Below are 25,248 nucleotides of genomic sequence, written 5' to 3'. Positions count from 1 at the left end.
ATCTTTGAGTCCGACTTCCAGCTCCCCAACATTCCTGTTACCACGATAGTTATTGTGGTGCTCATCCTCCTCTTCACCCATATATTGCGAGGCTTGTTCACTTCAATAATCATTCACAGACTCGAGCGTCTGACTAGCGGTACAGAAACCACCCTAGACGATGAGTTCATTAGGATTCTTAGGGCACCATTAGGCTGGCTAATTTGGATCGCTGGACTATGGCTAGTACATCTAGTTGTGGCCACCCATCTTAGTCCTGAACAGAATCAGAAAATCCCCGAGATTCTGTTTGTGAGTGCTCTGTTCATTGCCACCTATATTCTTTACTGTGCTGCTCCACTACTGGGGGAGCTTCTAGCCGGATTAGCGGCCAACACTGAAACTGAACTCGACGATTTGTTCGTCCCCTACTTCCCAAAGCTTTTTCAGATCGCAGCAATCCTGATTGCTACCATTAAAGCCAGTGAAATTTTGTTGGGGTCATCTGCCGGTGCACTGATCGGTCTACTCGGTGGCGCAGGTGTCGCCTTAGGTTTGTTATTCAAAGAGATTGTCTATGACTGGTGTTGTACGGTGATTATCTATGCTGATCGTCTCTATAAACCCGGTGACGTGATAGTATTGGACGGAGTAAGTGGTAGTGTAAAGATACTCAATATTGGTCTGAGAAGTACAAGGGTTCTTATTAAGAACTGGGGTTATATCAAAAAAGTTACCAATTCTCAAATGATTGCTAAAATTGTGGGAAATAGGTCCCATAAGACTGGCGAAACGTTGGAATGGGGCATAAATTTAACTCTGAAAATTGATGGGATTTCAGCGGAGCAAACTCTCCGAATTTGTCAGGCTCTTAAAGAAACAATTCCGACTATCGATGGCTTGCACAAGCAGAAAATGAAAGTGTTATTTTCCCACATTGAAGAGAATGCTCGTGTGATTATGATTAGGGTATTTGTGATTGATACCAACCTCGAATATTCTGCCCAGCAAGACTTGAACATAGCCATCTTAGAAATCCTGGAAAAAGAGGAGATTGATCACCTGCATATTGAGCTGGAAAAGCAACTTCAAGACTACAAACAGAGCAAGGGAAATTGGCTCTCCTAGGGTGGCTATAAAAAATTATGCTAAAATAATAGCTATAGCCCTTATTTAGTAAGGCTTTGAGTAATTTAAAAATGCAATTTTAATAAAAATGTATTTTTAGTTTATTGAATCCCTTGCTATTTAAGGGGTTAAGCTAATTTAAACTACTCATTTACTATAATCAGTCTAGGAGAGCCGGGAAATTTAGTTAGTGAGGTGGTATCTAAATCCTAGCAATGCTTTGAACAAGCGATGCAGCGTTGGCTCCTCTGTTCCGAAGCTGTATCGCTATTTAGGCGCGCACCAAAGCGCGAATTTAATTCGCCAAGGTCAAGCGCACCTTTGAAATTAGGCAAAAATTATAAGAAAATTCCCGCGCCCGGGCCCCGGGCCTTTCTTTTTTACAAATATCAGATGCACCCCAGATAGTAAACCTTTCAAACTCGCTCCTAGGGTGCTGCCCAAACGGGCAATTGGTGTCAATCATGTTGATTGCATACCTAGGAGTATTGGTTAAATTACCCACTTATAGTAAAATAAATCCATCAAGAGACTTGCCATCGACTTGCAATTTAGCTAGGCACAGGTCGATCTATGTTACTGTATTTTGGTTGAAACCATGGAAAACCTTAAGAGTACATTCAACAATAGAATCAACCTAATCAAAGAAAAGATCTTTGAGTCCGACTTCCAGCTCCCCAACATTCCTGTTACCACGATAGTTATTGTGGTGCTCATCCTCCTCTTCACCCATATATTGCGAGGCTTGTTCACTTCAATAATCATTCACAGACTCGAGCTGATAACTAGCGGTACAGAAACCACCCTAGACGATGAGTTAATTAGGATTCTTAGGGCACCATTAGGCTGGCTAATTTGGATCGCTGGACTATGGCTAGTACATCTAGTTGTGGCCACCCATCTTACTCCTGAACAGAATCAGAAAATCCCCGAGATTCTGTTTATGAGCATTCTGTTCATTGCCACTTATATTCTTTACCGTGCTGCTCCACTACTGGGGGAGCTTCTAGCCGGATTAGCGGCAAACACTGACACTGAACTAGACGATTTGTTAGTTCCCTACTTCCCAAAGCTTTTTCAGATCGCAGCAATCGTGATTGCCGCTATTAAAGCCAGTGAAATTTTGTTGGGGTCATCTGCCGGTGCACTGATCGGTCTACTCGGTGGCGCAGGTGTCGCCTTAGGTTTGTTATTAAAAGACATTGTTTATGATTGGTTTTGTACAGTGGTTATCTACGCTGATGGTCTCTATAAACCCGGTGACGTGATAGTATTGGACGGAGTAAGTGGTAGGGTAAAGATACTCAATATTGGTCTGAGAAGTACAAGGCTTCTTATTACTGAGTGGGGTTATACCAAAAAACTTCCCAATTCTAAAATGATTTCTGGAATTTTTGCAAATTGGTCAGATAAGACTGGCGAGACAGTTCAGTGGGGCATAAATTTAAATCTGAAAATTGATGGGATTTCGGCCAAGCAAACTAGGCGAATTTGTCAGGCTATTAAAGAAAAAATTCCGACTATCGATGCCGTGAACAAGCAGAAAATGGTAGTTGTATTTTCCCGCCTTGAACAGAATGCTCGTGTGATTAAAATTAGGGTATTTGTGATTGAGCCCAAGCTCTACTATGATGTCCAGAGCAACTTGAATCTAGCCATATTAGAAATCCTGGAAAACGAGGAGATTAATCAGCTCCATGTTTATATGAGAAAGGAACTTAACTGGTTGCCTGACACCAGTATGAATTAGGAACAATCGTAGGCGTTGCTGAATTAAGGAATGAAGGGCGATTATCTGATTTTATTGCAGCCCCCTAAATCCCCCAACTTTGGGGGACTTTGATAGTTTTGTTCCCCCCAGAATTGGGGGGCTAGGGGGGCGAAACCATACTCAGAATCAGCAACGCCCAATCGTAAGCTATCAGCTATCAGCTATCAGCTATCAGCTATCAGCTATCAGCTATCAGCTATCAACTATCAGCTATCAGCTATCAGCTATCAGCTATCAGCTTTTGAATAAAATAAGCTGTTCGCGTAGCGTGGCCAACGGCCAACGGCTGACCACTGACGGCTGACCGCTGTTCGCGCAGCGTGCGCGTAGCGCATATGCTTACGGGAATTCGGAGCAGGGAAGAGCACAGCTTTATCCTCTCATTCCATTCACATAGGCAGCTGTCAAGGCTTGTTGAGGTGATTCAAAAATCTGCTCCACACAGCCGTATTCAATCAATCGCCCCACTGCTTCCTTGACCCAGAAGACGGCAGTATAGTCAGCAATTCGTCTGGCTTGAGCTAGGTTATGGGTAACAATCACCAGGGTGTAGCGTCCCCTGAGCCTAGCTATCAAATCTTCGACCACACCGCTGGATATGGGATCGAGGGCACTACAGGGTTCATCTAATAGGAGTACTTCCGGTTGCAAAACCAAGGCACGGGCAATGCAAAGGCGCTGCTTTTGACCACCAGATAGAGCAAGAGCCGAAGTGTGTAGTCGGTCTTTTACTTCATCCCACAAACCAACATCCCGGAGTGCGGTTTCTATGAGCTGAGCAATGTTATCCCGGTTTTTAACACCATGTTCCCGCAACGGAAAGGCCAGATTCTTCCAGATTGAGAAGGGGAAGGGACTCGGCTTTTGGAAAATCATTCCAACACGACGGCGAAGTGCAATTAGCTCCATAGCACCACGCTTTGCGATCGCATCCATCCTAGGACTCAGCACATCTAGGGAACCAATGCGAATCCTACCGGTAACTTTAGCATTAGGAATCAAATCTGTCAAGCGATTTAGGCAACTTAAAAAACTAGTCTTTCCACAACCAGATGGTCCCACTAGTGCGGTAATCGAACCTTTATAAATTGGCAACGATACATCAGCAAAGGCCGGTTTTGTTCCATAATGTAAACATAGCCGCTCGGTCTGAATCAATGGGTCGTTTATAGACTGGCTTACCGGTAATCGCTGTTTTATTTCTAAAGGGTTAACCATTGTTTTTGGAAATTGGAAATTCTAGCGGTTTTCAATTTGGTGAGGTACTTTCGTCGTGGATTTTAGGGAACAGGGAACAGCGGATCTGGGAACAGGGAATCGGGAATCGGGAATCGGGAATCGGGAATCGGGAATCGGGAATCGGGAATCGAAAAAAATGTCTACCTCATAGCTATGAAAAACCCTATAGTAATTAGTAATTGGAAATTGGTAATTCGGAATTAGTTGCGTAGGGTGCGTTAGGGGGACTGGAGATTTTCCGCCTCGTAACCAGCCTTAGGTTGCTGCTTGTAACGCACCACTGGCTCAAACAGCTTTAATGAGATGCACCCAACCAATACTCAGCCATCAATGCTGCTGTACCATTAATCAGCAACAACAAGACCAGCAACACTAAAGCTGAGGCATAAGCATTAGCATTTCCCCCTGTTACATTCATCGACAAATCAAAAATATGAATCGACAGCGATCGCCCAGAATCCAGCAAAGACTCTGGCATCCGATCCACATAACCACTAGTAAAGATCAGTGCTGCGGTCTCAGCGATCGCTCGCCCTATCCCTAACACTAATCCCACCACTAGTCCCGGTGCTGCGGCTGGTAACAGCAAATTCCAGAGAGTGGTAGTGCGGGATAAACCAAGGGCAGTGGCAGATAGCCGATAATCATCACTAACGGCGCGAAACCCTTCCTCTGTTGATCGAATTAGGATTGGCAACACCATACAGGCTAATGTCAACCCCCCAGACAAAATTGAAAAGCCTAGCCCTAGGGTTTTGCAGAAAAAGGCATTGCCAAATAGTCCAAACACAATCGACGGTACCCCTGCCAGCACATCTAAGCTACGACGAACCAGACGCCCGAAAATACTCTTAGTATCTGTGAACTCAGCTAGCAGTATTGCTGTCCCTACTCCAATCGGAACAGAAACGGTCATACATACACCTAAAATTAGGAGAGTGGAAACCAGAATTGGAGCAATCCCTCCTTCCCGTCCAGCATTCTTTGGTGCAGTAGTCAGGAATTCCCAGTTAATTTGTCCGACACCGTGCCAGACGATATCACTCAAAATCCAGAGGAATACAGCAGTTACGAACAGTGCGATCGCCCAAATCATCACCGTTGAAACTTGGAAGTTGTCGATTGCAGGTTGGAAGTTGTCGGTTGCAGGTTGGAAGTTGTCGGTTGTCGGTTGTGGCTTCGTTTTCATATCATGTCAGGATAATTACCCTTAATAAATATCTCCCTATGTCCCTATGTCCCTATCTCCCTATCTCCCCATCTCCCCACCCTCTCCTTAATTATGGGTATTCAACCAGACTTGATATAAGTTATTACTCATAAATTCCTTCCTTGCTGATGATTTCTGCAATTGCTACCAGTACCAAAATTATTGCCATCAGCAGCAAGCCACTGACAAAAAGTGCTGAGCGGTGATTGCCAATAGCGTAAGCCATTTCCAAGGCAATATTGGCAGTAAGAGTTCGCATCGGCTCAAATAGGCTTTTGGGAGTTTGCACCACATTGCCACACACCATCAGCACGGCCATGGTTTCTCCAATCGCCCGTCCTGTTCCTAAAATCAAGCCAGTAAACAGCCCCGACTTAGCAGCCGGAAACACAACACCTTGGACTGTTGCCCAGCGGGATAGTCCCAGGGCTGCTGCTCCCTGTAGGTATTCTGGGGGGACTTTCGCAAAGCTAGCGTCTGCGGTCAGAGCAATAGTTGGCAAAATCATCAGGGTCAGAATCGCAATTCCAGCTAGGAGACTGGCTCCTGGTGGCTGGAAGCGTCCAATTAGGGGAACTAGCTCCACCAAACCCCAGAAGCCGTAAACAACTGAGGGCATCCCTGCCAACAATTCAATTAGCCGTCGATAAAGTCCAGCAATGGGTGGAGGCGCGTAATACTGACAAAAGACTGCAGATAGAATTCCCAGGGGTGTGGCCACTACCATCGCGCCAGCCGTGACGAATAGGGTACCCCAAAGCATAGGGGTGAAGTTGTACAGAGTCTCGGCAGGATGCCAGGATGGATCGGTAAAAAAAGGGAGTAATCCTACTTGTCCCAATACTGGCAAGGCTTCCGTGATTAGGAACACAACAATCAGCACCACGATAGCACCAGCCACCACAGCACAGCCTTGTAGGGTCAAGATTAGGAGAGTATCACTCCGAGAGGGGGACAAAGTTTTGCTCTTTAACAATGTCTTGTACCTTTTGCGATCGCGAAAACTCAATAAATGCTTTATCTAACCCAACCGGAATAGTTTTGGTGACTAACGTCAGGGAACGAGACAGGGGGAATGTGCCGTTTTGAACATTTTCTGTGGTTGCGGCTATTCCAGCAACGGGCAGTAACTTAATCGGAACATTCTGTTTGCTGCTATATTCTGCTGTGCCAATAGAGACATAACCAATCCCATTAGGATTACCCGCCACGGTCTTAATCCCCTGCTCATTATCCCCAATCACCACATCTGCCTTAATCTCGCTATTTTTCAGCTGGAAGTACTTCAGAAATAACTCTAAGGTAGAGCGCCCCTCGGCTTTGTTGACTACTGTAATTGGTGCCCTCTTGCCTCCCACATCTTGCCAGTTATCAATTTTGCCCTGATAGATATCCACAATCTGTTGATTACTCAGGGATTGCACCGGATTAGTTTTATGGACGATAATGCCAATCCCATCACGAGCGATCGCAAACCCTTGCAGATCTTTCTCGCTCTGCTTAAGGTCACGAGACACCATGCCAATATCAGCGACTCCTTGGCGAGCATCTGCAATACCGCGAGACGAGCCTCCTGTCTGCACATCCACCCGTACACCAGGATTTTCTGATTCAAAACCCTTGCCAATTTCCGACGCCAGGGGGGCTACTGTACTAGAACCAGTTAAAACCAACTTACCCTGCAACTGATCGGTTGATTGGGTAGCTACTTCTGGAGATTGGGCACAGGATTGTAGCCAAAAGCAAGCTACTAAAGCTATAGACATTGATGCCAGAGTTGTTAAATTTTTCATCAATCATCAGTCAGTCATCTTATCTATAAAATAATGAGAGTGCTCAGTTATAATTGCTCAGTTATAATTGCTGGATTGCTCAATAATTTCAAATCCGCCAGACTTGATATAAGGTTTGTATTTGAGATGTAAACCTAAAAGGACTTTTTTGATTTGACAATAAAAGTGAGATTTCTTGCCCCTATTGCTAGCATGCCTATTGTATGCAAGCCTTTTCCTGCAATACGTGTGTTCACAACCGAGATACATACGCTATATAACTGACAACTTAAAACTGAGCAATTACTCAGCACTTTGTTAATCAAAACATAGGCAACAACATCCCAAATCAATTGCTCTATTACCATTTCCTTGCCGAATGGTTAGCGAACACTGATAAAGCACCGCCTTACCATCTCGCGTCGCCCTAACAAATCCCTCATCCCGCAAAACTCTGAGATGATGGGATAGCAGGCTTTGCTCTATTCCCAACACAGCCTTGAGCTCCCCAACATGTTTTGGTCCTTCCATCAGGATTTCCAGAACAGTCAGACGAGTGTTGTCCGCTAAAACTTTCAGCTTACGGACACAGAAGGCTTGAGATGATGGACTTTTTAAGTTCATGATTCAGCTATTCTCAGCAGTTGAATTATCATTGATATGAAAATTCATTCATATTATAATCAAAAAAAACTCTGATTGGATCAAATCAAAGCACCACCACAACTGGAACCAGACCCTGCTGTACAGCCATAGCAATAGGAAGCGGTACGAATTTCCTCAATTATGTCTAAACTTCCTGCTTCGAGAAGTTTACTAACTGTCAACCTTTCTCCAGTGTCAGACGTTGCTGCTACATTTTCCATCTGATTAAAATCGCAATCGTAGACATTACCCAGATAGTCAATAGACAGTTCATTGCGACACATCAAATGCTGCACCGTACTGGCATTGAAACTATTTTCTAGAAACGCCATATAGGGAGCATATAGCTTGGTACGTTGTAAATAAAACTTTGTTCTACCAACGGGGATATTGGTAATTGTAAATAGCTGGTTGAAGTTAATATCAAAATGTTCTTTTAGGAACATTTTATAATCCTTCTCCAAGTTAAGCTGATTAGGAGTCATAGAAAATTTTTCACTCCTTGGCAAGGAAGGATTATAGACCAAATCAATAATTAATTTGGGGTTTCTCCCATAGCCCAACCGATTGAGCCATTGAATCGCCCGAATCGAACGATCGTAAACCCCCTTGCCGCGCATTTTATCTACATTATCTCCGATATAACAAGGCAAAGAAGCCACTACTCGTAATTGGTGCTTAGCGAAATAGTCAGGTATATCCTCATATCCTGGTTCAAAATAAATGGTCAAATTTGACCGAACAATCACCTCCTTTCCGGTTTCCCATGCTGCTTCAACTAATGGCTTAAAGCCATAGTTCATCTCTGGCGCACCACCAGTCAAGTCAATTGTCTTAATTTGAGGAAACTGATGAATCAGCGTAATCAGCTGGTCACAAATTTCTGGAGAAAGTTCTTCAGTTCGTTTAGGACCAGCTTCCACATGGCAGTGAGCACAAGCTAGATTACAACGTTTACCAAGATTAATTTGTAAAACCGTGATTGGCTGTTTACTTAAGGGAGCTTGCAGTTTTTTGCGGAACGGTGTAACCGCTGAAACTTCTGTTTTAATCATAATAGTTTTATCGCCTTGGGATTGTGAGACTTATTAAGTCTAAAGTCTGTTCGCGAACAGACTTTATCCTTCACCTCTAACAACAACCACCACCAACATAGTGCCAAGTTGAATCGGTGATTAAGATTTCTTCTGGATTCACCTTTCCTAATTTCCCAGCTGTTTTATCACAAACAGCGGCTGGCACACCACGGGAGAGGATGTGTCCGGCATTGTCATCAAAAAACTCTTCCGCACCCATGTAAGTTGCTGTCTTGCCAGTAAAAATGCATGCTCCATCTTCTGGGATCACAACTTTGAAAGAAACAGAATCCAGACTTTCCAGCAACAGGGGTTCTTCGAGGTTGTAGTTTTGGCAATCCAGAAGCCGATAGGGACGCTTTGCGCGAATTTCTACTTGACCAAAACCTGACTTGACCAAGTGCTGGACATAGGATTGATAAGTGAGCGCACCAGACAGACACATAGCTCGTAGCCGCTCATCTTCCTGTAGATGGGGTGGAATCGGACGAGTTGCAATCGGGTCACTCATTAAGAGTCGTCCACCTGGTTTTAAGACTCGATAGGCTTCTTTGAGTGCCTTCATCAGGTCAGCCGGTTCAAAGATGTTGAATAGGCAATTCTGAGCAACCACATCTACAGAATCATCTGGCATAGGTAGGGCAAAGGCATCCCCTTCCCGAATTTCCACAAAACTTTGGTCAAACCAGGAATTGTCTTCAGCAGCAATCTTCAGGTTACGGGTAGCCGCCTCCCGCATGGCCTGAACTGGCTCAACAGCAATCACACCCCCTGGACGTTGGGAAAAATAAGCAAATTGTAACGCCTCCAAGCCACCACCAACACCGACATAGAGGACAGTTGGCTGATTGCTGAGTTCTGTGGGATGTACCGTAGTACCGCAGCCATAATTCATCTCCGCCATCAGTGGAGGAATTTTCAGTCCTGGCAGTTGTAAGGGGCTACTTTGGACACAACACAAACCAACTTGGGGTGTTTGGGCGACTTCAGAATAAAATTCAGCAGTTGTTTCGAGATAGGTCATCAGAATCCTTTACTTGGCAAAGATGGTAATGCTATTTATAGTAGGGTGGAAATTGAAAACTAATTCTGAACCAGTATAGTTCCTCAGTTGAGCTTTAATGCTACAAAATTCATGTATCGTCTGATACCAAATCCCGGTTTAAAACCCCGTTGATTATTTTGATCATCTAGTCAGCGAAGCGCGGACTGTGTCATCTTCGAGAAGGCTTCGCCTATGTCTAGCCGCTATTTATTATTGGTTTAGGCTACAGGGAAGCTTTCAATTGGGGGTAGGGGGTAGGGTGACCGGGTGTGGGGACAAGTTATAGTAGTAGATTGGACTACTACTAAACTTGTTTGCCCCTAAAACAAAGTTTTTAGGCGGGGTATTAGACCCCTATGAGTAAGGGACAGTTTTTCCCCTACCCCCTACCCCCTACACCCTACCCCCTGTCCCGAAGGGACTGATAATAGTGGATTTGGAATTAACGCGCTGTTGCAGGCTTTTGTTCGAATTTGTCTTCAGGCAAGCAACGGTAGAATACCTTGCCTCACCCTTAGATGCTATTAAACTGATGCCAGATGAATTTTTCGAGTAGTACACCATGAATTTTTACTGAGATTACCACGCGATCGCTCATGCTTAGGGCATAGGATGCTGGGGTATTCAATGGGGGGTAGGGGGTAGGGTGACCGGGTGTGGGGACAAGTTATAGTAGTAGATTGGACTTTGGTAACTCTGGTGAGTGTGGATTATTCTACGAGTGATTAACCAGACTTCATCTAAGACAGAAACTATAGTGTCCACTCAACACTGCCAATCACCTCTGAGCATAAGAGTATGGTAGAAAGAGCTACCTAAGGAATCAGGGAGTTGATGAATGTCGAAAAACCAGTATGCAGAACGCCTTAGACAACAAGAGAGAGTTTACCTCAGGCGTGTTGCTGATTACTCTTCACTACAGTCGATACCAGAAATTTGGCCCCTTGCTGCCCAACGCTTTGGGTCAATCATTGCTCTGCAAGACCCTCACGCTGTGGGAGCTCATGGTGCTCCAGCTTCGACCCTGACCTATACCCAGTTGCACGAGCAAATCGAGCAATTTGCGGCTGGATTACAATCCCTAGGCTTCCAGCCAACACTGGATGAGAAGGGTATTCCTACCCGAATTGCGTTATTTGCTGATAATTCTCCTCGATGGCTAGTTGCCGATCAGGGTATCATGACTGCAGGAGCAGTAAATGTGGTGCGCTCAGGTCAAGCAGAACGGCAGGAATTGCTTTATATTCTCGAAGATAGCGGTAGCACTGCTGTAGTGCTAGAAAACCTCAAAACTTTGGAAAAATTAGGCGATCGCTTGGATGGGCTACCGATTAAATTAGTGATTCTCCTTTCTGAAGAACAACCACTATCGACCGGATCATCCCGACAAATTGTTAACTATACTCAACTCATGGAAGCCGGGGCATCTCGGTCTCTTACCAAAGCTAACCACAACCGGGAAACCTTGGCAACTCTGCTATATACCTCTGGTACCACAGGTAAACCCAAAGGGGTGATGCTGAGCCATGGTAATCTCCTGCATCAGGTCAACACCCTTGGTACAGTAATAGAAATTGAAAAAGGCGATCGCGTTCTTTCTATCCTGCCTACCTGGCACGCCTACGAACGCTCAGCGGAGTATTTTCTATTATCTCAGGGTTGCACCCAGATTTACACCAACCTGCGCCATGTCAAAAAAGACCTTAAAACCTTCAAACCTAACTTTATGGTCGGAGTACCGCGACTGTGGGAATCGATCTATGAGGGGGTGCAAAAGCAGTTTCGTGAGCAACCGGAAGGTAAGCAGAAATTAGTCCAAAACCTGCTAGGGTACAGTCAACGCTACATTGATGCACGGCGGCTTGCTCAGGGGTTGACCTTAGATAATTTAAATCCAACACCTATCCAAAAACTATTGGCCACAGTGCAAGCTTCCTATTTATGGCCGGTTCATCAATTGGCTAATAAACTAGTTTATCAAAAAGTCCGGGAAGCCACTGGGGGACAAATCAAGCAAGTCGTTAGTGGTGGGGGTTCCTTAGCTCGGCACTTGGATAACTTCTTTGAGATTATTGGTGTCGAAGTCCTAGTAGGCTATGGGTTAACCGAAACCTCTCCCGTTACTAATGCTAGGCGTTCGTATCGTAACCTGCGTTTTAGTGCTGGACCACCTTTACCGGACACTCAAATCCGGATTGTTGACCCTAAGACTCATCAGCCTTTACCCCAAGGTCAACGAGGGTTGGTGATGGTAAAAGGACCACAGGTGATGCAGGAGTATTATCACAAACCAGAAGCTACTGCTAAGGCAATTGATCTAGACCGGTGGTTTAATACAGGGGATTTAGGTTGGGTTACCCCCCAGAATGATTTAGTCCTAACTGGCAGAGCCAAAGATACTATAGTTCTCACCAATGGGGAAAATATTGAGCCACAACCGATAGAAGATGCTTGTTTGCGTAGTGCTTACATTGACCAGATTATCCTGTTAGGTCAAGACCAAAAGGCATTGGGTGCTTTAATAGTACCAAATTTAGATGCCTTACAAGGGTGGGCAGCGGGTCAAAATCTTCCCCTTGACGTATTTGCTCCAGATGTTGATTTAAATCTTAAAGAGGTTCAGACTTTATACCGGACTGAATTAAACCGAGAAGTCAAAAATCGCCCAGGTTATCGGCCAGATGACCGTATTAGCACCTTTAGGCTGATTCTAGAGCCGTTTTCCCAGGAAAATGGCATGATGACTCAAACCTTTAAAATCCGACGACCTGTAGTCACCGAACGCTATCGCGCTATCATTGACGGCATGTTTGCTTAATCGAGGGTAAGAAAGGTGAAGTACCCCAACCTGCTTGACCAAAGGCCATGGGATTGCTCCCATTCTCAGGTCAATTCAGGGACGGTCTTATTCGTCTTATCGGCTAAGCCGACGCTACGCGAACGGGTTTCCCGCGCGCGTCCCCGACGCCTAAACCAGAGGGAGGAGCTTTTGAATGGCCGGGGAACCCGGCCATTCAAAATATCGCCTGCTGGAATTGGTCTTACTCAGCGTCCACAGGCAGACATCCGCCTTCTATCGACGTATAACTTTTACGACAGACTTACCATGGAATTACAGCTCTATGGCTAACCAGCCGGGGCAAGTCTCTTCCCTGAGCTCTGAAGCGTACTTTGTAAACCTTTCATAAGGTAGCCTTTTAGTCAGTCAGGCGGGTCAGCGACCAAGTAGATTATATCACGAATCGTCGTAAGTTGAGGCGCGACCCCGTAATTTAATTCTTCAAACGGAAAGCGCGCCTCCGTAGTCTGGCTATCCATCCCCACCGTCAAAGAAGGTGGGGAATTCCGCGAGTTTCTGTTAAAACGTTAGAAGGTTTAGAGGTGCGGGCCTCGAACCTTGAGACTGAACCTCAATCTTCTTTTTAAGAATTATTGAGTAATATAACCAGTCAAACTCTCAATCCCTCAAACTTAGATAGTGGAACGCATATGGACGACTCTAACAAGAACTTACTATTGAAACGGCCAATTAATATCAAAGCCATCGTTACCCCTCGATGGAAAGAAGAGGTTCAGCAACAACTACAAAATCAAATCAACCAAATCGACGGCCAACTGCAACAGATTGATATCCAGGGACAAAAAGCGATCGCTGAGATTAAAAAGCAGAGCATGGATCCTCCTGGTCCTCAGGTATCGCAACAAATTGAAAGCATTCAAATGCAGGTCAATCAAAAGAAAAGTGAACTGCTAGACCAGAAAAACCAGCAACTTCAGCAACTACAACAAGTCCAAACCCTCGAACTCGACCAAGAAGTTAGTCAAGGTCAGCTAGAAAGCTTCTTCAGGGTCGAAGAGGGAGATAACCTAGTCAAAAAGATGAACGTAGAAATTCTGCTCCGCGATGGGATTATCGAAGAAATTCGCGGTGATATTTAACCGAAACACAGGACATGAATAGACACGGATAGACAGATAGTTGCTTATCTGTCTATCCGTGTTTAAAAATCTCTGTATTGTCTTTCACCCCTTTGCCATTGATCCAGCCATTACTGGCAAAATTCCGTTGACCAATCCTGATGACCCCGTCCCTCTCGACAGGTAAACTGTTGACCAGCCCACATCACCTGCCACTGTTTGCCAGTTTGGGCTGATTTCTTGGGGGATAACTCAATACGATACCGGATGCCACGTACAGAGTCATCCGGTAAACCGGTTTGAGTGATGGTGACTACCGCCTGATCAGGTTTAGGATAATCTACCTTGACCTGTTGATCGAAGTTTCCTTCAATCAACAGTGATTGGTTTTGACCAAAGGTAGATAATGCGATCGCTTTTGGATCGGCACCAATCAGTTGATCCGGTGTTGCCTTATTGGCTAGGTCAATGGCTTTGTAGTCTTCTCGCTTGGTCTGGACATTAGCAGGAGACTCAGTTGGTTTGGGTTCAGGGGGTTTGCTAATCAGATGGCAAGCACTCAGGATTAGGATAATACCTGTAAGCAAGGTCAAGGAAAGTTTTTTGTTAAGCATCTCATATCAAGTGTCATTCGATAGAAATCAAGCTAACTTGTCGGCTGTTGACAGTCAACCGTCAAGGGTTAAAACTCAACACTCAATACTTAACACTCAACACTCAACAAAAAACATTATCGTCTCAGCCTAAGTCCATCTAATTACTAATGGCAAAGCGTGATGGTATTACTGATGGCGCTTGAACACTGACCCGGCACCCATAGCACCGAACATCAACAGACCCAATGTCGCAGTTGGTTCGGGAACTTTCTTAGAAGGTTTAGGGGGATCTGGGAAATCGCGAAACTTGATGCCAGAGACCGCACCACTTCCTGGTAGTTTAATATCTAACTTGGTCACTGAATACTCAGAAAGATGGCTGAAATCGTAAGTGGATAGGGAGTTGTCTGTGCCAAATTTTAGTGATTGTTTCTCTGTTGTGCCATCCTCCAGAAACGCTTCCAGATATCCGTTTTTATTCTTCGGATTCTCATCAATGTCTAGAAGGGTGACGTAATCAACAGAAACGGCTTGATCAAAAACAAAGGAAATGATGCCACCGCCAGCCCAGTCGTCAGGTTCTTCATTTGTGTTCTCGTTGATAATTAGAACATTACCCTGTGGCTTCGTACCAAATGAAGGTCCCGTGGCTAAGTCAGCGTCTCCACCGCTGCATGTAATCCCAAAATCAGGTCCGCAATTGCTGTTGAATAACCTTAAGGGATGATTAGACCCTTTGTTACTGGTTATATGCACACCGAATTTTGCCCATTGCTCACCAATATTTGTCTTAGTTCCAGCCTTGAGAACCTTACCAGCATCATCCTTTTCAAAATCCAGTAAGTATGTATCAGCTAGAGCGGGATTAGCCCCTACTGTGCCCAAAGTAACTAAGGCAGCTGTGAGCGTAAGTTTTGATAACTTTTTCATGGCTTTTATACCCCTCAATACTGACTGAATTTTAGCGCTAAAATTTATTTTTATATCTTATTTTTAGGATTTTAATTAACCTTTAATAGCTACTATTCAGGGAATAAATATATGATTATAGTTATTTTATGATTAATTAACCTATAGGTTAGGTATAAGTTTCCTGTCTTGGAATAATTTATTCATTTCTTTAAGGTTTTATTTGGTTAATTAAAGATTCAGTGAAGTTACCTTCATCCACCAACCAAAATCAATAAGATTTAAGGCTATACTAAACCAGCTCTTAGACTAACCCTGTCAGTAGTCAACGGATAGGGTACCTATAATGAATTGTGGAAATTTTTGATCAAAAGTTCCCTACTCCCTACTCCCTCGGTGCGCGCCTCCAAGGGCGAGTAAATCGCCCTTGGGTCGCACCGCTCCCTACTCCCAGATCCGCTGTTCCCTTTGCTAGATAAGAGCTTTTCTTGATGCAAAGCGCGAGTGGGGGAAACCCCCGCAGGTCGGCGCTGCATCGCTTAGTTAAGAGCCATGAGCATGTATAGAGTGATGGGTAGCTACCCACTCCCCTAATCCCTAATCCCGAGGAAAAAGAGGATATCCGTATTGTAGAAAACCATCGAAGCCCTGTGGCTCATGGTTTCTTTACACAGTACGATGGCTTTCTGGGGCTTATTCAAGTTACAATGCAAGCTGGCATCATGTTTTTGCTAGCTCACTAGAATTGATTTAGAAGACCACCCCATGATTCACGAAGTTTTCATGCCCGCCCTCAGTTCAACCATGACCGAAGGCAAAATCGTTTCCTGGGAAAAATCTCCCGGAGACAAAGTCGAAAAAGGTGAAACCGTGGTGGTGGTTGAGTCGGATAAGGCTGATATGGACGTTGAGTCCTTCTATGAAGGCTATCTTGCCACAATCACGGTATCAGCTGGTGACTCTGCTCCGGTGGGAGCCCCGATTGCTCTGATTGCGGAAACGGAAGCGGAAATTGAAGCAGCTAAACAACAAGCTGCCCAATCTACACCAGCTACTGACACAGCAACAGCTCAGCAAGCAACGGCTTCAACCCCAGAACCGGTACAGACAGCTCTTGCTGCAGTTGCTGATACTCCCAGCCGCCGTAATGGCAGAATTATTGCTTCTCCCCGAGCTCGTAAACTAGCGAAGGAATTAAAGGTTGATCTCAATACCTTGAGAGGAAGTGGTCCCCATGGCAGGATTGTGGCTGAGGATGTGGAAGCAGCAGCAGGTAAAGTTATCACTCCTCCGACACCAGCAGCCACCACCCCAGCAGCACCCGCGACAGCGGCTGTAATGCCCACTCCCACCCCAGCACCTCTGCCAGCACCTCTGCCAACTCCTCCTGCAGCTGTACCCCTTGGAGAAGTGGTGCCATTCAATACCTTGCAAAATGCAGTGGTGCGGAATATGATGGTCAGCCTGCAAGTGCCTACCTTCAGGGTTGGTTACACCATCACTACCGATGAGTTAGATAAGTTATACAAAAAAATCAAGCCTAAGGGTGTTACCATGACCGGGCTGCTGGCTAAAGCAGTAGCAGTTACCTTGCAGAAGCATCCCTTGGTTAATGCTAGTTATACCGAACGGGGAATTCAGTATCACAGTTCCATTAATGTAGCTGTGGCTGTGGCAATGGCTGATGGTGGCTTGATTACCCCAGTATTGCGCCATGCGGAGCAGCTGGATATTTATTCTCTGTCTCGCACTTGGAAAGATTTAGTAGACCGTGCCAGAACTAAGCAGTTGCAGCCAGAGGAATATAATTCTGGTACTTTCACCCTATCCAATTTAGGAATGTTTGGTGTAGACCGGTTTGATGCGATTTTGCCCCCAGGACAGGGTTCTATTTTGGCCATTGGTGCATCCCGTCCTACGGTAGTGGCTACCCCTGACGGCATGATGGGTGTAAAGCGTCAGATGCAAGTCAATATTACCTGTGACCACCGGATTATCTATGGTACTGATGCGGCAGCGTTCTTGCAAGACTTGGCGAAGTTGATTGAAACTGATCCGCAATCCTTGACTCTTTAAGTGAAAGCATATGCGCTACGCGCACGCTACGCGAACAGCGATTAGCGCTACGCGCACGCTACTTGAGGTGCCATCAGCTATCAGGTTAAAGTCATTAATCGTAGGGTGGGCAGTGCCTAGCAACGCGCTTTGCAAGCTTGATTATCTGTCTGATGCACTGCCCACCCTACATGAACTGCTTGATCACTCAGAGGGGCGCACGGTTGGTTGTGCGCCCCTCTCAGTAGAATTGTTCACTATTTTGCTTAACAGTTAGCTTTTCGCAGTTTACCTCCAGCAGTAAACAAACCACCCACAACGATTAGACCAAGCAAAGTAGAGGATTCAGGCACATCTTCTGGCTCGGATCCAGACGGTAATGGAGGAGTACCAAGCAACGCCACTTGGTAGTTACCGGTGTGAGAATACGTGTAAACGTTATTATCGTCAAGGCTGAGCAGCCCAGAATTGGTGGCCTCGAAACCATAAAGGTATTCAGTTTCCCCATTGTAGTCAACCTTGACAATTTCACTAGCCTGTATACTAGGTGGTAGTAAACCACTGAAGGCTGGAGGAATTATCTCTGCCAACATATCTCTAGCATTAAAGTGACCTGCTAGCCCAATGGTAATTAGGCCTGTTGTGTCATCTTGGTTGACGTAGGAAATATTGGGGTCGCTAAATCGTTGCAATCCTCCATTGCCGAGAAATTGTCCATACAGAAGATTATCTAGACCTGACCCAATCAAAGTTCCAAGACCGTTTGCAGTTAAGGCATCACTGAACCACTTCTGAGCCAAATTGATGCCACCACCAACATCAGTCAACCAGTCAGCTAATGTCAGACTGCTCAAGGTGATGTCCTTACCACCAATTTGACCGGTTAGGCTAGTGACATCGGTATGGGTGACAAACTCGCTATTGCTCAGGCTTTCACTGCTGGCAAATAGCTCTACGTTTCCACCAGGGTTACTAGCGTCACCTTGCAAGAGAGTTGACAAAGTTGCACTTGGATCGATAAAAGTATTCGTACCATCAGATGAAACCTTGTAGTAGTCAGTACCGGTCACGGTCGCTCCTGTGAGGCTTCCAGCAACAGCTGGGGTAGTAGCGATCGCACTCATACCGGCAATAATTGAGGCACCGAGCCACAATTTCATTAGTGTGCTTTTCATTGACATGTCTCCCTTCGAGTTTGTTTGGGTTGCTGGCAGCACTTGGTGTATTTTTTTTAGTCTCGTAATGAGATGTTAGCGATCGCGTTTTTGATATGGTTTAAGTTATGTTAATCTTTGACATAATCCTGAGTTCGTCAGTTCCTCACTTCTGAATAAGGCAATATAGCGCTACGGGCAAGGCAAGAGGCAAAAGGCATGCATGCAAAAGTTTACTACAACAGCGCAGGTGCGCTTTCCGTATTAAGAATTAAATTCGCCACGGGTCGCACCTTTTTCAACTTGTATCAATGTGCTAACCTTAATCCGTAGTGCTATAAATTTTCATTCTTTTACCGATTACCGATTGCCGATTACCCATTAGCGATCACCCATTAGCGATTACCCAAGACTTGATCAGATTATTCACCTGTTCTGGTATCTCATCATGGGGACAGTGTCCTGCTTTTAGATAATATTCGGTTAACTGAGGATAATATTGCCTAAACTTTGCTCCCCGTTCTCTGCTCTTGATCCAAGGATCCCCTTCTCCCCATAGCATCAATAACGGACAAGTCATCTGTTCCAACAACACATCGACTTTTTCCCCTTGGGGTGACTTGAACACAGAAGCAAATACCTGAGCAGCACCAGGATCACAAGAGGGGCGATAAATCTCGTCTACTAACTGTTCCGTTACCGCACTCTGGTCAATATAAACCTTCTTGAGGGTTTTGCGAATGATTGACGGTCGCCGCAGGTATTGGAATAAAAGGAAACTAGCCCAAGGTTGTAGAAAAATTGATTTGGTTACCTGATTGAGAACTTTTTTAACAGGATTGACTTTAGTGGCCGGTTGAGTATCACTAAATGGTCCAGCACTATTGAGCAATGCTAAACCTACGGCGGAGCTAGGACGCTGTGCAGCGACACACAAAGCTGCATAACCCCCCAAGGAGTTTCCAGCTAAGACTACTGGTTGACCAATCACCTCTGTAATAAAATCATGCAACTGGTCTCGCCACAAATTGCCACTGTACTCCCCATCTGGTTTAGCAGAACGTCCAAACCCCAACAAGTCAATCGCCCAAACTTCAAAATCCTGACTCAATTGAGCAATGTTTTTGCGCCAGTGGTCTGTAGATGCCCCAAATCCGTGAATTAACAGTAACGGTGGGCATCCTGATGGCTTCTGTCCAGCCTGTACATAATATATAGATTCCCCCCGCCACTGCCAGTAAGTTCCAGGGATGGGATTATTAGAAGGGGTAGCAATTACCTGGGTAGTCACGGTAAACTATTAAGTAATGTTAACTTTTTGATCATACCTCTCCCTGCCAGATGTCTAATGTTATAATAATGGCAGTATATAATGGAGAGTTTGTGTAAACATCTAAAATAGAGAGGGACAAGCTTTGTCAGTCGAAACCATTGAGAAGCGTTCAACAGTTCGTAAACACGCGCCTCGCTATCGCGTATTGCTCCATAATGATGACTTCAACTCTATGGAGTATGTGGTTAAAACCTTGATGGAAACTGTGGCGAGTCTGACTCAACCTCAAGCAGTCAATATTATGATGGAAGCCCATACATCGGGGCTGGCATTGGTGATTACCTGTGCTCAAGAGCATGCTGAGTTTTATTGCGAAACCCTGAAGAACCGGGGTCTGAGTAGTACAATTGAACCTGACGAATAACGGGCAATAGGAGAAATTCTTCCCTTTCCAAATCTTGAAATTATAAAACGTTTTACACCTAGGCTGGCTAGATTATCCCTATACCCAGCACCATTCAGGTTGGGGATGTTTATACTAGCTTTGCTGTTGCTTTGGTTACCCATAGCAGCACCAATATACTTAATTGGTAGCGACCCAAACTCAGTGACAATCCTGACTATGGGGCTAATGTTCGGGGTATTTCTGTACTTAGTCCGAGTTTGGGGAAGGAAGGTTTATCGCCAGCCAGGACTGTTAAAAAAATATGGTTTGCGGCTAACAGCCCAAAACGCTCTTGAGTTAATCAGAGGACTAGGTCTAGGTCTGTTAATGACTCTTAGTCTGTTTGGATTACAAGAGTGGCTGGGTTGGGTAGCATTCCAAACCCCTGCACTGCCATGGTCACGGCTGATTGTAGAGGGATTAATCAGTGCTTTGGCCATAGGCTTTGCTGAAGAATTGGTGTTTCGGGGTTGGTTGCTTGATGAGTTGCAACGGGATTATAGTTTTAGGACATCACAATGGATTGGTGCGATCGCATTTGCGCTGCTACATTTCCTTAAACCAATTCCAGAGATGATTCGCGGCTTACCGAGATTTCCCAGTTTATTGCTGCTAGGGTTAATCCTGATTTGGGCAAAGGGATCAACTCAAGGACGGCTAGGTTTATCGATTGGTCTCCATGCTGGCTTAGTTTGGGGTTATTATATTATTGATGTTGGGCAATTAGTAGTCTATTCGGGCAAGGTTGCTCCCTGGATTACTGGCATTAATCGCGATCCTACTGCTGGGATAATGGGATTGCTATTTCTTGGTTTGGTTGCTTGGTGGATGAAGCGCAATCATAACAGTGATTAGTGATATAAGGGAACAGGGAACAGGGAACAGGGAACAGGGAACAGGGAACAGGGAACAGGGAATCGGGAATCGGGAATCGGGAATCGGGAATCGGGAATCGGGAATAGAGAAGAGGTAGCAGGGCAAAAATTATGTGTACCTCATTAGTATAAAAAAAGCTATAATTGGTGATTAGTAATTATTAATGATTGCTATTGAGAGTCTAACTTGATGATAGTTTAAAAGTCTAAATAGTAAGAGGTGCGACCCGTGGCGAATTTAATTCTTAATAGGTAAAGCGCACCTAAGCAAATTCTGGGCGGTATTTGGCAACTCCTGAAATCCCTTCAACGGCGCAGTGATCAAGTACAAAAATCATAAATGCCTCGTCCGGAATAGTTTTATCTTCGCGCTTATTCACTACTTAACCTTATATACCAATCCGTGTAGGAATTGTGAGAATTTTTGTTCCCTTTTCCCTACTCTCTGTTCCCTGTTCCCTGTTCCCTGTTCCCTTTTCCCTTTGGTATAGCAAAAATCCCTTGCCTTGTGTACCTCCCCTATGATGGAAGCAAAAGAATTCGGAGCATAGGAGATAGTAGGTGAGTTTGGCAAGAATTTGGGCGATCGCAGCTAATGGTTTTCGGGAAGTGATACGCGATCGCGTTTTATATCTGATCGGCTTTTTTGCCCTAGCCCTAGGCATAGCCCTGAGGCTGTTACCGGAGGTAGCAGCAACCACAGAAGAGAAAATTTTTCTGGATTTGGGTCTAGCGGCGATGGGTATCCTGGGTGTAATCGTGTCAGTATTTGTTGGTACGGGGTTGATTAACAAGGAAATCGAAAAGCGTACTGTCTTAGTCTTAATTCCCAAGCCTCTAAACCGCGCTGAATTTATCATTGGCAAACACTTAGGCTTATCGGGTGTATTGGCTGTGCTGGTTGTGGCTATGACCACCATTTATCTGCTGGGCTTACGTGCCTCTAGTATTGAATACCCTGTGGTTAGCATCCTGGTTTCCGTGCTTTACCAATTTCTAGAACTGTCTCTAATCACAGCAGTAGCGCTGATGTTTGGTGTCTTTACTAGTTCACTGCTAGCAACCTTACTGACCTTTGGGGTTTATATGATGGGACACTTGAGCCGTGATTTAGTGGAGTTAAGCAAGTTGAGCGAGAATCCTGGCATTGAGCGGATGACTGAAACCCTATACTTGGTTATCCCGGATTTATCACGGCTCAATTTAAAGAATGATGCCGTGTATGGTGTCTTACCCCCGTTCCCAGAACTGTTTTTAAATGGACTTTATGGATTACTTTACATCGTGCTACTGCTAGCGATCGCTATCCTAATCTTCTGGCAACGGGAATTCTGAGTTATGCCAAGACCTATCAGCTATCAGCCCTGAGCATAATTTTTTTTCCCTGTTCCCTGTTCCCTGTTCCCTGTTCCCTGTTCCCTGTTCCCTCTTCCAGACAACTACCACGAAGTCTAATCATGATAAATGGGGCATGATAGTAAATGGGGATAGTGCTAAAAATAGGGAAAATTATTTATCAAAACCATGCTAGAGCAGAAACTCAAGCAATTAAAAACTATATTTGCTGAGATGGAACGGGCTTTGATTGCCTATTCTGGGGGAGTCGATAGCACGCTAGTTGCTAAAATTGCTTACGATGTTTTAAGCGATCGCGCTTTAGCGGTCACTGCTGAATCCCCCTCACTATTACCAGAAGAATTAGAAGACGCTCGCATCCAAGCCGCTACCATTGGCATTACCCATGAGGTTGTCCAAACCCATGAGATGGATAATCCCAACTATACCTCTAACCCGGTCAATCGCTGTTATTTTTGCAAAAGTGAACTCCACGACACTCTCAAACCTCTAGCCCTGGAGCGAGGCTATCCTTATGTAGTCGATGGGGTGAATGGGGATGATTTAAGGGACTATCGTCCAGGGATTCAGGCGGCAAAGGAACGAGGTGCGCGATCGCCTTTAGCGGAAGTGGGGGTAACTAAGGCGGAAGTGCGCCAACTCTCGAAACAATTAGGACTGCCGTGGTGGGATAAACCTGCCCAACCTTGTCTGAGTTCTCGCTTTCCCTATGGGGAAATGATTACAGTAGCTAAGTTACAACGGGTAGGACGAGCAGAGATCTATTTACGGAAGTTAGGTTTCTCGAATTTGAGGGTTCGTTCAGAAGGAGATACTGCACGGATTGAGTTACTACCGGAAGAGATTAAGGAATTTGTGGTAACCACAGATTTACCGAAGTTAGTGGCAGAGTTTCAGGAGTTGGGTTTTGTCTATGTGACCTTGGATTTAGAAGGATATCGCAGTGGCAAATTAAATCAAGTTTTGGGCCAGGATGTGATTAGTATGAAAGCTTTATAAGTTTGGCTTTTTGTAAGCATTCAGTTATTAGCGAACAGCGATTAGCGCTACGCGCACGCGTGCGCGTTCAGCTATCAGCTATCAGCTATCAGCCTTTGTCTGACTGCTGACTGCTGACTGCTGACTGCTGACTGCTAAATGGTTACATTGCTCCAGCAATTGCTCAAAATTACGACAATATACCAATTGTTGGTAGTCATGCCATGCTTGTTTGTTACTGTAGGGAATTCGGTTCAATGTTGCTTGCTGAATCTTCTCCATTAATGGACGACGAAGAGATTCGTAGTTAAGGCAAGCATTGGCGATTGCTTGGATATTATCAAGATTATTTTTCTGTACAATATTAGCGATCATGGTAGCTACAACCAGAGCATCTTCCAATCCTTGATTAGCCCCTTGAGCCATGAAAGGAGGCATCCCATGGGCGGCATCACCCACTAAGATAACTCTACCTGAACTCCAGGGAGATAGAGTTTCTACACGGTGAATGTAATAGGGACGGGATTTGATTTTGACAGGAGGAGATAAAGCCACTAATTGTGTGAGAGCTTTGGGAAAATTAGCGTTTTCCAACTCTCGCAATGCTAAAGCAATCAAGGCACTTCCAGATTTTTCTGTCAACTCTTCCTGGTTTAAAGGAAGATGGATCAAATACCCAAACTGAGCATTGGGACGGCGAAATAGGAGCATCCGTGGGGATTCCATAGAAGCCGAATCCTCTGAGATTTGATCATTAGTGATGGTGAGAATCCGTTCCTGCTGAAAAAATTTGTTTTCAAGCTCTGTGCTTAGCTCTGGAGGAATATCCGTGATTTTCATACAGAATAGGGCGGCAAATCCGGAATAGTCAGGTCTGGCTAAACCACTGTAGGGACTATCGTTATAAACAATCCGACGAATGGTAGAGTTGATACCATCTGCAGCAACAACTAGCCTAGCCCGGATTGATTTTTTTTGAAATTGTTGGCCACTATGCTCTGAATTGAAGGAGACTGTATCCTGATCGTTCTGTCTGTTTGACCAATGAGCATAGGGATTTGCTTCTATGGCTGCATCAGAAACAAAATCTAGCCGAACATATCCGGTGTTTCCTTCATCAACAACATTGATACAACGATGATTCGCTTTAACCTGTTCAACGGGAAGTTGGTTTCTGAGAGTGGTCTGTAAATCGTACCAAGAAATTGAGACTCGACCCTCTCCATAATCCTTGAACCAATCCTCATAGCTAATAGGAAAAGAATGAATTTGCTCTCCCTTAAAATTTTTGACAACCCATTGAGGAGAAGTCTTAGGTAGTTTTTGTTTGCTGATGGTTGTTTCGGGATTTTGATTGGCTTGGGCTTTCTGTAAAAACTCCATACCCGTTTTTTTAACGGCTTCGTAAGCAGAAGGCGCTATGTGGTTAAGCGCTTTTAATCCATTAGGCAGAAGATCGATAACCTGACCAACTCGACGAAAGGCACGAGTTTGATCAAGGACTAGAAAATTAGATATACCACGCTGCTGTAAGCCAATGGCAGTGGCTAATCCTACTGGACCAGCACCAACCACAACAATATCATAAGTGTCGATCATAATTATATTTTTGCGATCGCGTAGCGTAGCCCTTCGGGCTAATCGTTTTTGCGATCAGCTTCCCTACTGCTGTTCGGACAATTATATTACCTTAACAACTATAGCAATTTTGTACTTAATTAAGTACAAAATTAGCTTTTTTAGGGAACAGGGAACAGGGAACAGGGAGCAGGGAAGAGGAACCCACCCCTACTGCTCCCAGGAGGGGAAGGGAAGAGGGAAGAG

At 44.9% G+C, this 25,248-nt stretch carries 25 protein-coding genes; 11 read left to right on the top strand and 14 right to left on the bottom strand.

The features are described from left to right. Positions 1–1,107 (top strand): mechanosensitive ion channel domain-containing protein (locus F6K51_RS21080; protein WP_293023780.1); only part of this gene is annotated, 1,107 nt, incomplete at its 5' end. A gap of 598 nt (positions 1,108–1,705) precedes the next feature. After that, a complete protein-coding gene (locus tag F6K51_RS21075) occupies positions 1,706–2,857 on the top strand; it encodes a mechanosensitive ion channel domain-containing protein (RefSeq protein ID WP_075897896.1) in 1,152 nt (383 codons plus the stop codon). 248 nt (positions 2,858–3,105) lie between these two features. On the opposite strand, the gene F6K51_RS21070 is transcribed toward F6K51_RS21075, so the two are convergent. From F6K51_RS21070 to arsM, 8 genes are all read right to left on the bottom strand, one after another. Next, the gene (locus F6K51_RS21070) at positions 3,106–3,246 is read right to left on the bottom strand and encodes a hypothetical protein (protein ID WP_158069485.1); all 141 of its coding nucleotides are present in this window, start codon (positions 3,244–3,246) and stop codon (positions 3,106–3,108) included. A gap of 4 nt (positions 3,247–3,250) precedes the next feature. Next, positions 3,251–4,096 carry a phosphate ABC transporter ATP-binding protein gene (locus tag F6K51_RS21065; protein ID WP_293023772.1) on the bottom strand — a complete coding sequence of 282 codons (846 nt, stop codon included), beginning with the start codon at positions 4,094–4,096 and terminating at the stop codon, positions 3,251–3,253. A gap of 316 nt (positions 4,097–4,412) precedes the next feature. Then, the gene (pstA, locus tag F6K51_RS21060; protein ID WP_293023769.1) at positions 4,413–5,306 is read right to left on the bottom strand and encodes a phosphate ABC transporter permease PstA; all 894 of its coding nucleotides are present in this window, start codon (positions 5,304–5,306) and stop codon (positions 4,413–4,415) included. Positions 5,307–5,430: 124 nt separating this feature from the next. After that, positions 5,431–6,285 (bottom strand): phosphate ABC transporter permease subunit PstC, encoded by an 855-nt coding sequence (gene pstC, locus F6K51_RS21055; protein WP_293023766.1) that lies wholly within the window; start codon positions 6,283–6,285, stop codon positions 5,431–5,433. Beyond that, positions 6,266–7,120 (bottom strand): phosphate ABC transporter substrate-binding protein, encoded by an 855-nt coding sequence (locus tag F6K51_RS21050; protein ID WP_293023763.1) that lies wholly within the window; start codon positions 7,118–7,120, stop codon positions 6,266–6,268. The genes pstC and F6K51_RS21050 overlap by 20 nt, the downstream gene beginning before the upstream one ends. A 297-nt stretch (positions 7,121–7,417) precedes the next feature. After that, positions 7,418–7,723, bottom strand: coding sequence for a metalloregulator ArsR/SmtB family transcription factor (locus F6K51_RS21045; RefSeq protein ID WP_293023761.1), 306 nt, complete (start codon positions 7,721–7,723; stop codon positions 7,418–7,420). Positions 7,724–7,803: 80 nt separating this feature from the next. Beyond that, positions 7,804–8,799: an arsenosugar biosynthesis radical SAM (seleno)protein ArsS gene (gene arsS, locus F6K51_RS21040; RefSeq protein ID WP_293023758.1), complete on the bottom strand. Its 996-nt coding sequence runs from the start codon at positions 8,797–8,799 to the stop codon at positions 7,804–7,806. A gap of 76 nt (positions 8,800–8,875) precedes the next feature. Next, the gene (gene arsM, locus F6K51_RS21035; protein ID WP_293023755.1) at positions 8,876–9,844 is read right to left on the bottom strand and encodes an arsenosugar biosynthesis arsenite methyltransferase ArsM; all 969 of its coding nucleotides are present in this window, start codon (positions 9,842–9,844) and stop codon (positions 8,876–8,878) included. Positions 9,845–10,703: 859 nt separating this feature from the next. Here arsM and F6K51_RS21030 point away from each other — a divergent pair. Next, the gene (locus F6K51_RS21030) at positions 10,704–12,683 is read left to right on the top strand and encodes an AMP-binding protein (RefSeq protein ID WP_293023752.1); all 1,980 of its coding nucleotides are present in this window, start codon (positions 10,704–10,706) and stop codon (positions 12,681–12,683) included. 671 nt (positions 12,684–13,354) lie between these two features. Beyond that, positions 13,355–13,804 carry a YlqD family protein gene (locus F6K51_RS21025; protein ID WP_293023749.1) on the top strand — a complete coding sequence of 150 codons (450 nt, stop codon included), beginning with the start codon at positions 13,355–13,357 and terminating at the stop codon, positions 13,802–13,804. Between the two features lie 110 nt (positions 13,805–13,914). Here F6K51_RS21025 and F6K51_RS21020 read toward each other — a convergent pair whose 3' ends face one another. Both F6K51_RS21020 and F6K51_RS21015 read right to left on the bottom strand, forming a co-directional pair. Next, positions 13,915–14,397, bottom strand: coding sequence for a hypothetical protein (locus F6K51_RS21020; protein WP_293023746.1), 483 nt, complete (start codon positions 14,395–14,397; stop codon positions 13,915–13,917). Between the two features lie 168 nt (positions 14,398–14,565). Further along, positions 14,566–15,309 carry a hypothetical protein gene (locus tag F6K51_RS21015; protein ID WP_293023743.1) on the bottom strand — a complete coding sequence of 248 codons (744 nt, stop codon included), beginning with the start codon at positions 15,307–15,309 and terminating at the stop codon, positions 14,566–14,568. Positions 15,310–15,641: 332 nt separating this feature from the next. Here F6K51_RS21015 and F6K51_RS21010 point away from each other — a divergent pair, with 332 nt between their 5' ends. The 3 genes from F6K51_RS21010 (at position 15,642) to F6K51_RS21000 (ending at position 17,620) form a co-directional block, all read left to right on the top strand. Next, positions 15,642–15,767: a hypothetical protein gene (locus tag F6K51_RS21010; protein ID WP_293023741.1), complete on the top strand. Its 126-nt coding sequence runs from the start codon at positions 15,642–15,644 to the stop codon at positions 15,765–15,767. Positions 15,768–16,053: 286 nt separating this feature from the next. Then, positions 16,054–17,364, top strand: coding sequence for a dihydrolipoamide acetyltransferase family protein (locus tag F6K51_RS21005; RefSeq protein WP_293023738.1), 1,311 nt, complete (start codon positions 16,054–16,056; stop codon positions 17,362–17,364). Positions 17,365–17,374: 10 nt separating this feature from the next. Continuing rightward, positions 17,375–17,620, top strand: coding sequence for a hypothetical protein (locus tag F6K51_RS21000; RefSeq protein ID WP_293023735.1), 246 nt, complete (start codon positions 17,375–17,377; stop codon positions 17,618–17,620). On the opposite strand, the gene F6K51_RS20995 is transcribed toward F6K51_RS21000, so the two are convergent. Then, positions 17,610–18,518 carry an NF038130 family PEP-CTERM protein gene (locus tag F6K51_RS20995; protein ID WP_293023732.1) on the bottom strand — a complete coding sequence of 303 codons (909 nt, stop codon included), beginning with the start codon at positions 18,516–18,518 and terminating at the stop codon, positions 17,610–17,612. The two genes, F6K51_RS21000 and F6K51_RS20995, sit on opposite strands and share 11 nt — an antisense overlap. A gap of 367 nt (positions 18,519–18,885) precedes the next feature. Next, the gene (locus F6K51_RS20990) at positions 18,886–19,788 is read right to left on the bottom strand and encodes an alpha/beta fold hydrolase (RefSeq protein WP_293023730.1); all 903 of its coding nucleotides are present in this window, start codon (positions 19,786–19,788) and stop codon (positions 18,886–18,888) included. 124 nt (positions 19,789–19,912) lie between these two features. Between F6K51_RS20990 and clpS the strand changes: the two genes are divergently transcribed. Together clpS and F6K51_RS20980 are read left to right on the top strand one after the other, a co-directional pair. Further along, the gene (gene clpS, locus F6K51_RS20985) at positions 19,913–20,194 is read left to right on the top strand and encodes an ATP-dependent Clp protease adapter ClpS (protein WP_070391454.1); all 282 of its coding nucleotides are present in this window, start codon (positions 19,913–19,915) and stop codon (positions 20,192–20,194) included. 105 nt (positions 20,195–20,299) lie between these two features. Further along, a complete protein-coding gene (locus F6K51_RS20980; RefSeq protein WP_293023726.1) occupies positions 20,300–21,070 on the top strand; it encodes a type II CAAX endopeptidase family protein in 771 nt (256 codons plus the stop codon). Here the strand turns inward: F6K51_RS20980 and F6K51_RS20975 are convergent. Then, positions 21,017–21,196, bottom strand: coding sequence for a hypothetical protein (locus tag F6K51_RS20975; RefSeq protein WP_293023724.1), 180 nt, complete (start codon positions 21,194–21,196; stop codon positions 21,017–21,019). The genes F6K51_RS20980 and F6K51_RS20975 overlap by 54 nt on opposite strands. A 455-nt stretch (positions 21,197–21,651) precedes the next feature. On the opposite strand from F6K51_RS20975, the gene F6K51_RS20970 reads away from it, so the two are divergent. Both F6K51_RS20970 and larE read left to right on the top strand, forming a co-directional pair. Beyond that, positions 21,652–22,425 (top strand): ABC transporter permease, encoded by a 774-nt coding sequence (locus F6K51_RS20970; protein WP_293023722.1) that lies wholly within the window; start codon positions 21,652–21,654, stop codon positions 22,423–22,425. Between the two features lie 189 nt (positions 22,426–22,614). Then, positions 22,615–23,445, top strand: coding sequence for an ATP-dependent sacrificial sulfur transferase LarE (larE, locus tag F6K51_RS20965; RefSeq protein ID WP_293023721.1), 831 nt, complete (start codon positions 22,615–22,617; stop codon positions 23,443–23,445). An 81-nt stretch (positions 23,446–23,526) separates the two neighbouring features. Here larE and F6K51_RS20960 read toward each other — a convergent pair whose 3' ends face one another. After that, entirely contained in the window at positions 23,527–25,023 is a 1,497-nt protein-coding gene (locus F6K51_RS20960) for an NAD(P)/FAD-dependent oxidoreductase (RefSeq protein ID WP_293023718.1), read from the bottom strand. Positions 25,024–25,248: the final 225 nt, after the last annotated feature.

Origin of the sequence: Moorena sp. SIO3I8, from assembly GCF_010692325.1 — a bacterium.
Classification (GTDB): domain Bacteria; phylum Cyanobacteriota; class Cyanobacteriia; order Cyanobacteriales; family Coleofasciculaceae; genus Moorena.
Note: the sequence above shows the minus strand (reverse complement) of the source record. Positions and strands in the feature narration are given on the sequence as shown.

What these genes read in the sequence shown, in the direction of transcription:
- F6K51_RS20980 (WP_293023726.1), top strand. Translation starts at nt 20,300, where the DNA reads ATGTTTATACTAGCTTTGCTGTTGCTTTGGTTACCCATAGCAGCACCA.
- F6K51_RS21015 (WP_293023743.1), bottom strand. Translation starts at nt 15,309, where the DNA reads ATGAAAAAGTTATCAAAACTTACGCTCACAGCTGCCTTAGTTACTTTG.
- F6K51_RS21020 (WP_293023746.1), bottom strand. Translation starts at nt 14,397, where the DNA reads ATGCTTAACAAAAAACTTTCCTTGACCTTGCTTACAGGTATTATCCTA.
- F6K51_RS21025 (WP_293023749.1), top strand. Translation starts at nt 13,355, where the DNA reads ATGGACGACTCTAACAAGAACTTACTATTGAAACGGCCAATTAATATC.
- F6K51_RS20995 (WP_293023732.1), bottom strand. Translation starts at nt 18,518, where the DNA reads ATGAAAAGCACACTAATGAAATTGTGGCTCGGTGCCTCAATTATTGCC.
- pstA (WP_293023769.1), bottom strand. Translation starts at nt 5,306, where the DNA reads ATGAAAACGAAGCCACAACCGACAACCGACAACTTCCAACCTGCAACC.
- arsM (WP_293023755.1), bottom strand. Translation starts at nt 9,844, where the DNA reads ATGACCTATCTCGAAACAACTGCTGAATTTTATTCTGAAGTCGCCCAA.
- F6K51_RS21005 (WP_293023738.1), top strand. Translation starts at nt 16,054, where the DNA reads ATGATTCACGAAGTTTTCATGCCCGCCCTCAGTTCAACCATGACCGAA.
- F6K51_RS21075 (WP_075897896.1), top strand. Translation starts at nt 1,706, where the DNA reads ATGGAAAACCTTAAGAGTACATTCAACAATAGAATCAACCTAATCAAA.
- F6K51_RS21000 (WP_293023735.1), top strand. Translation starts at nt 17,375, where the DNA reads ATGCGCTACGCGCACGCTACGCGAACAGCGATTAGCGCTACGCGCACG.
- F6K51_RS20960 (WP_293023718.1), bottom strand. Translation starts at nt 25,023, where the DNA reads ATGATCGACACTTATGATATTGTTGTGGTTGGTGCTGGTCCAGTAGGA.
- larE (WP_293023721.1), top strand. Translation starts at nt 22,615, where the DNA reads ATGCTAGAGCAGAAACTCAAGCAATTAAAAACTATATTTGCTGAGATG.
- arsS (WP_293023758.1), bottom strand. Translation starts at nt 8,799, where the DNA reads ATGATTAAAACAGAAGTTTCAGCGGTTACACCGTTCCGCAAAAAACTG.
- F6K51_RS21065 (WP_293023772.1), bottom strand. Translation starts at nt 4,096, where the DNA reads ATGGTTAACCCTTTAGAAATAAAACAGCGATTACCGGTAAGCCAGTCT.
- F6K51_RS21045 (WP_293023761.1), bottom strand. Translation starts at nt 7,723, where the DNA reads ATGAACTTAAAAAGTCCATCATCTCAAGCCTTCTGTGTCCGTAAGCTG.
- F6K51_RS21050 (WP_293023763.1), bottom strand. Translation starts at nt 7,120, where the DNA reads ATGAAAAATTTAACAACTCTGGCATCAATGTCTATAGCTTTAGTAGCT.
- F6K51_RS21030 (WP_293023752.1), top strand. Translation starts at nt 10,704, where the DNA reads ATGTCGAAAAACCAGTATGCAGAACGCCTTAGACAACAAGAGAGAGTT.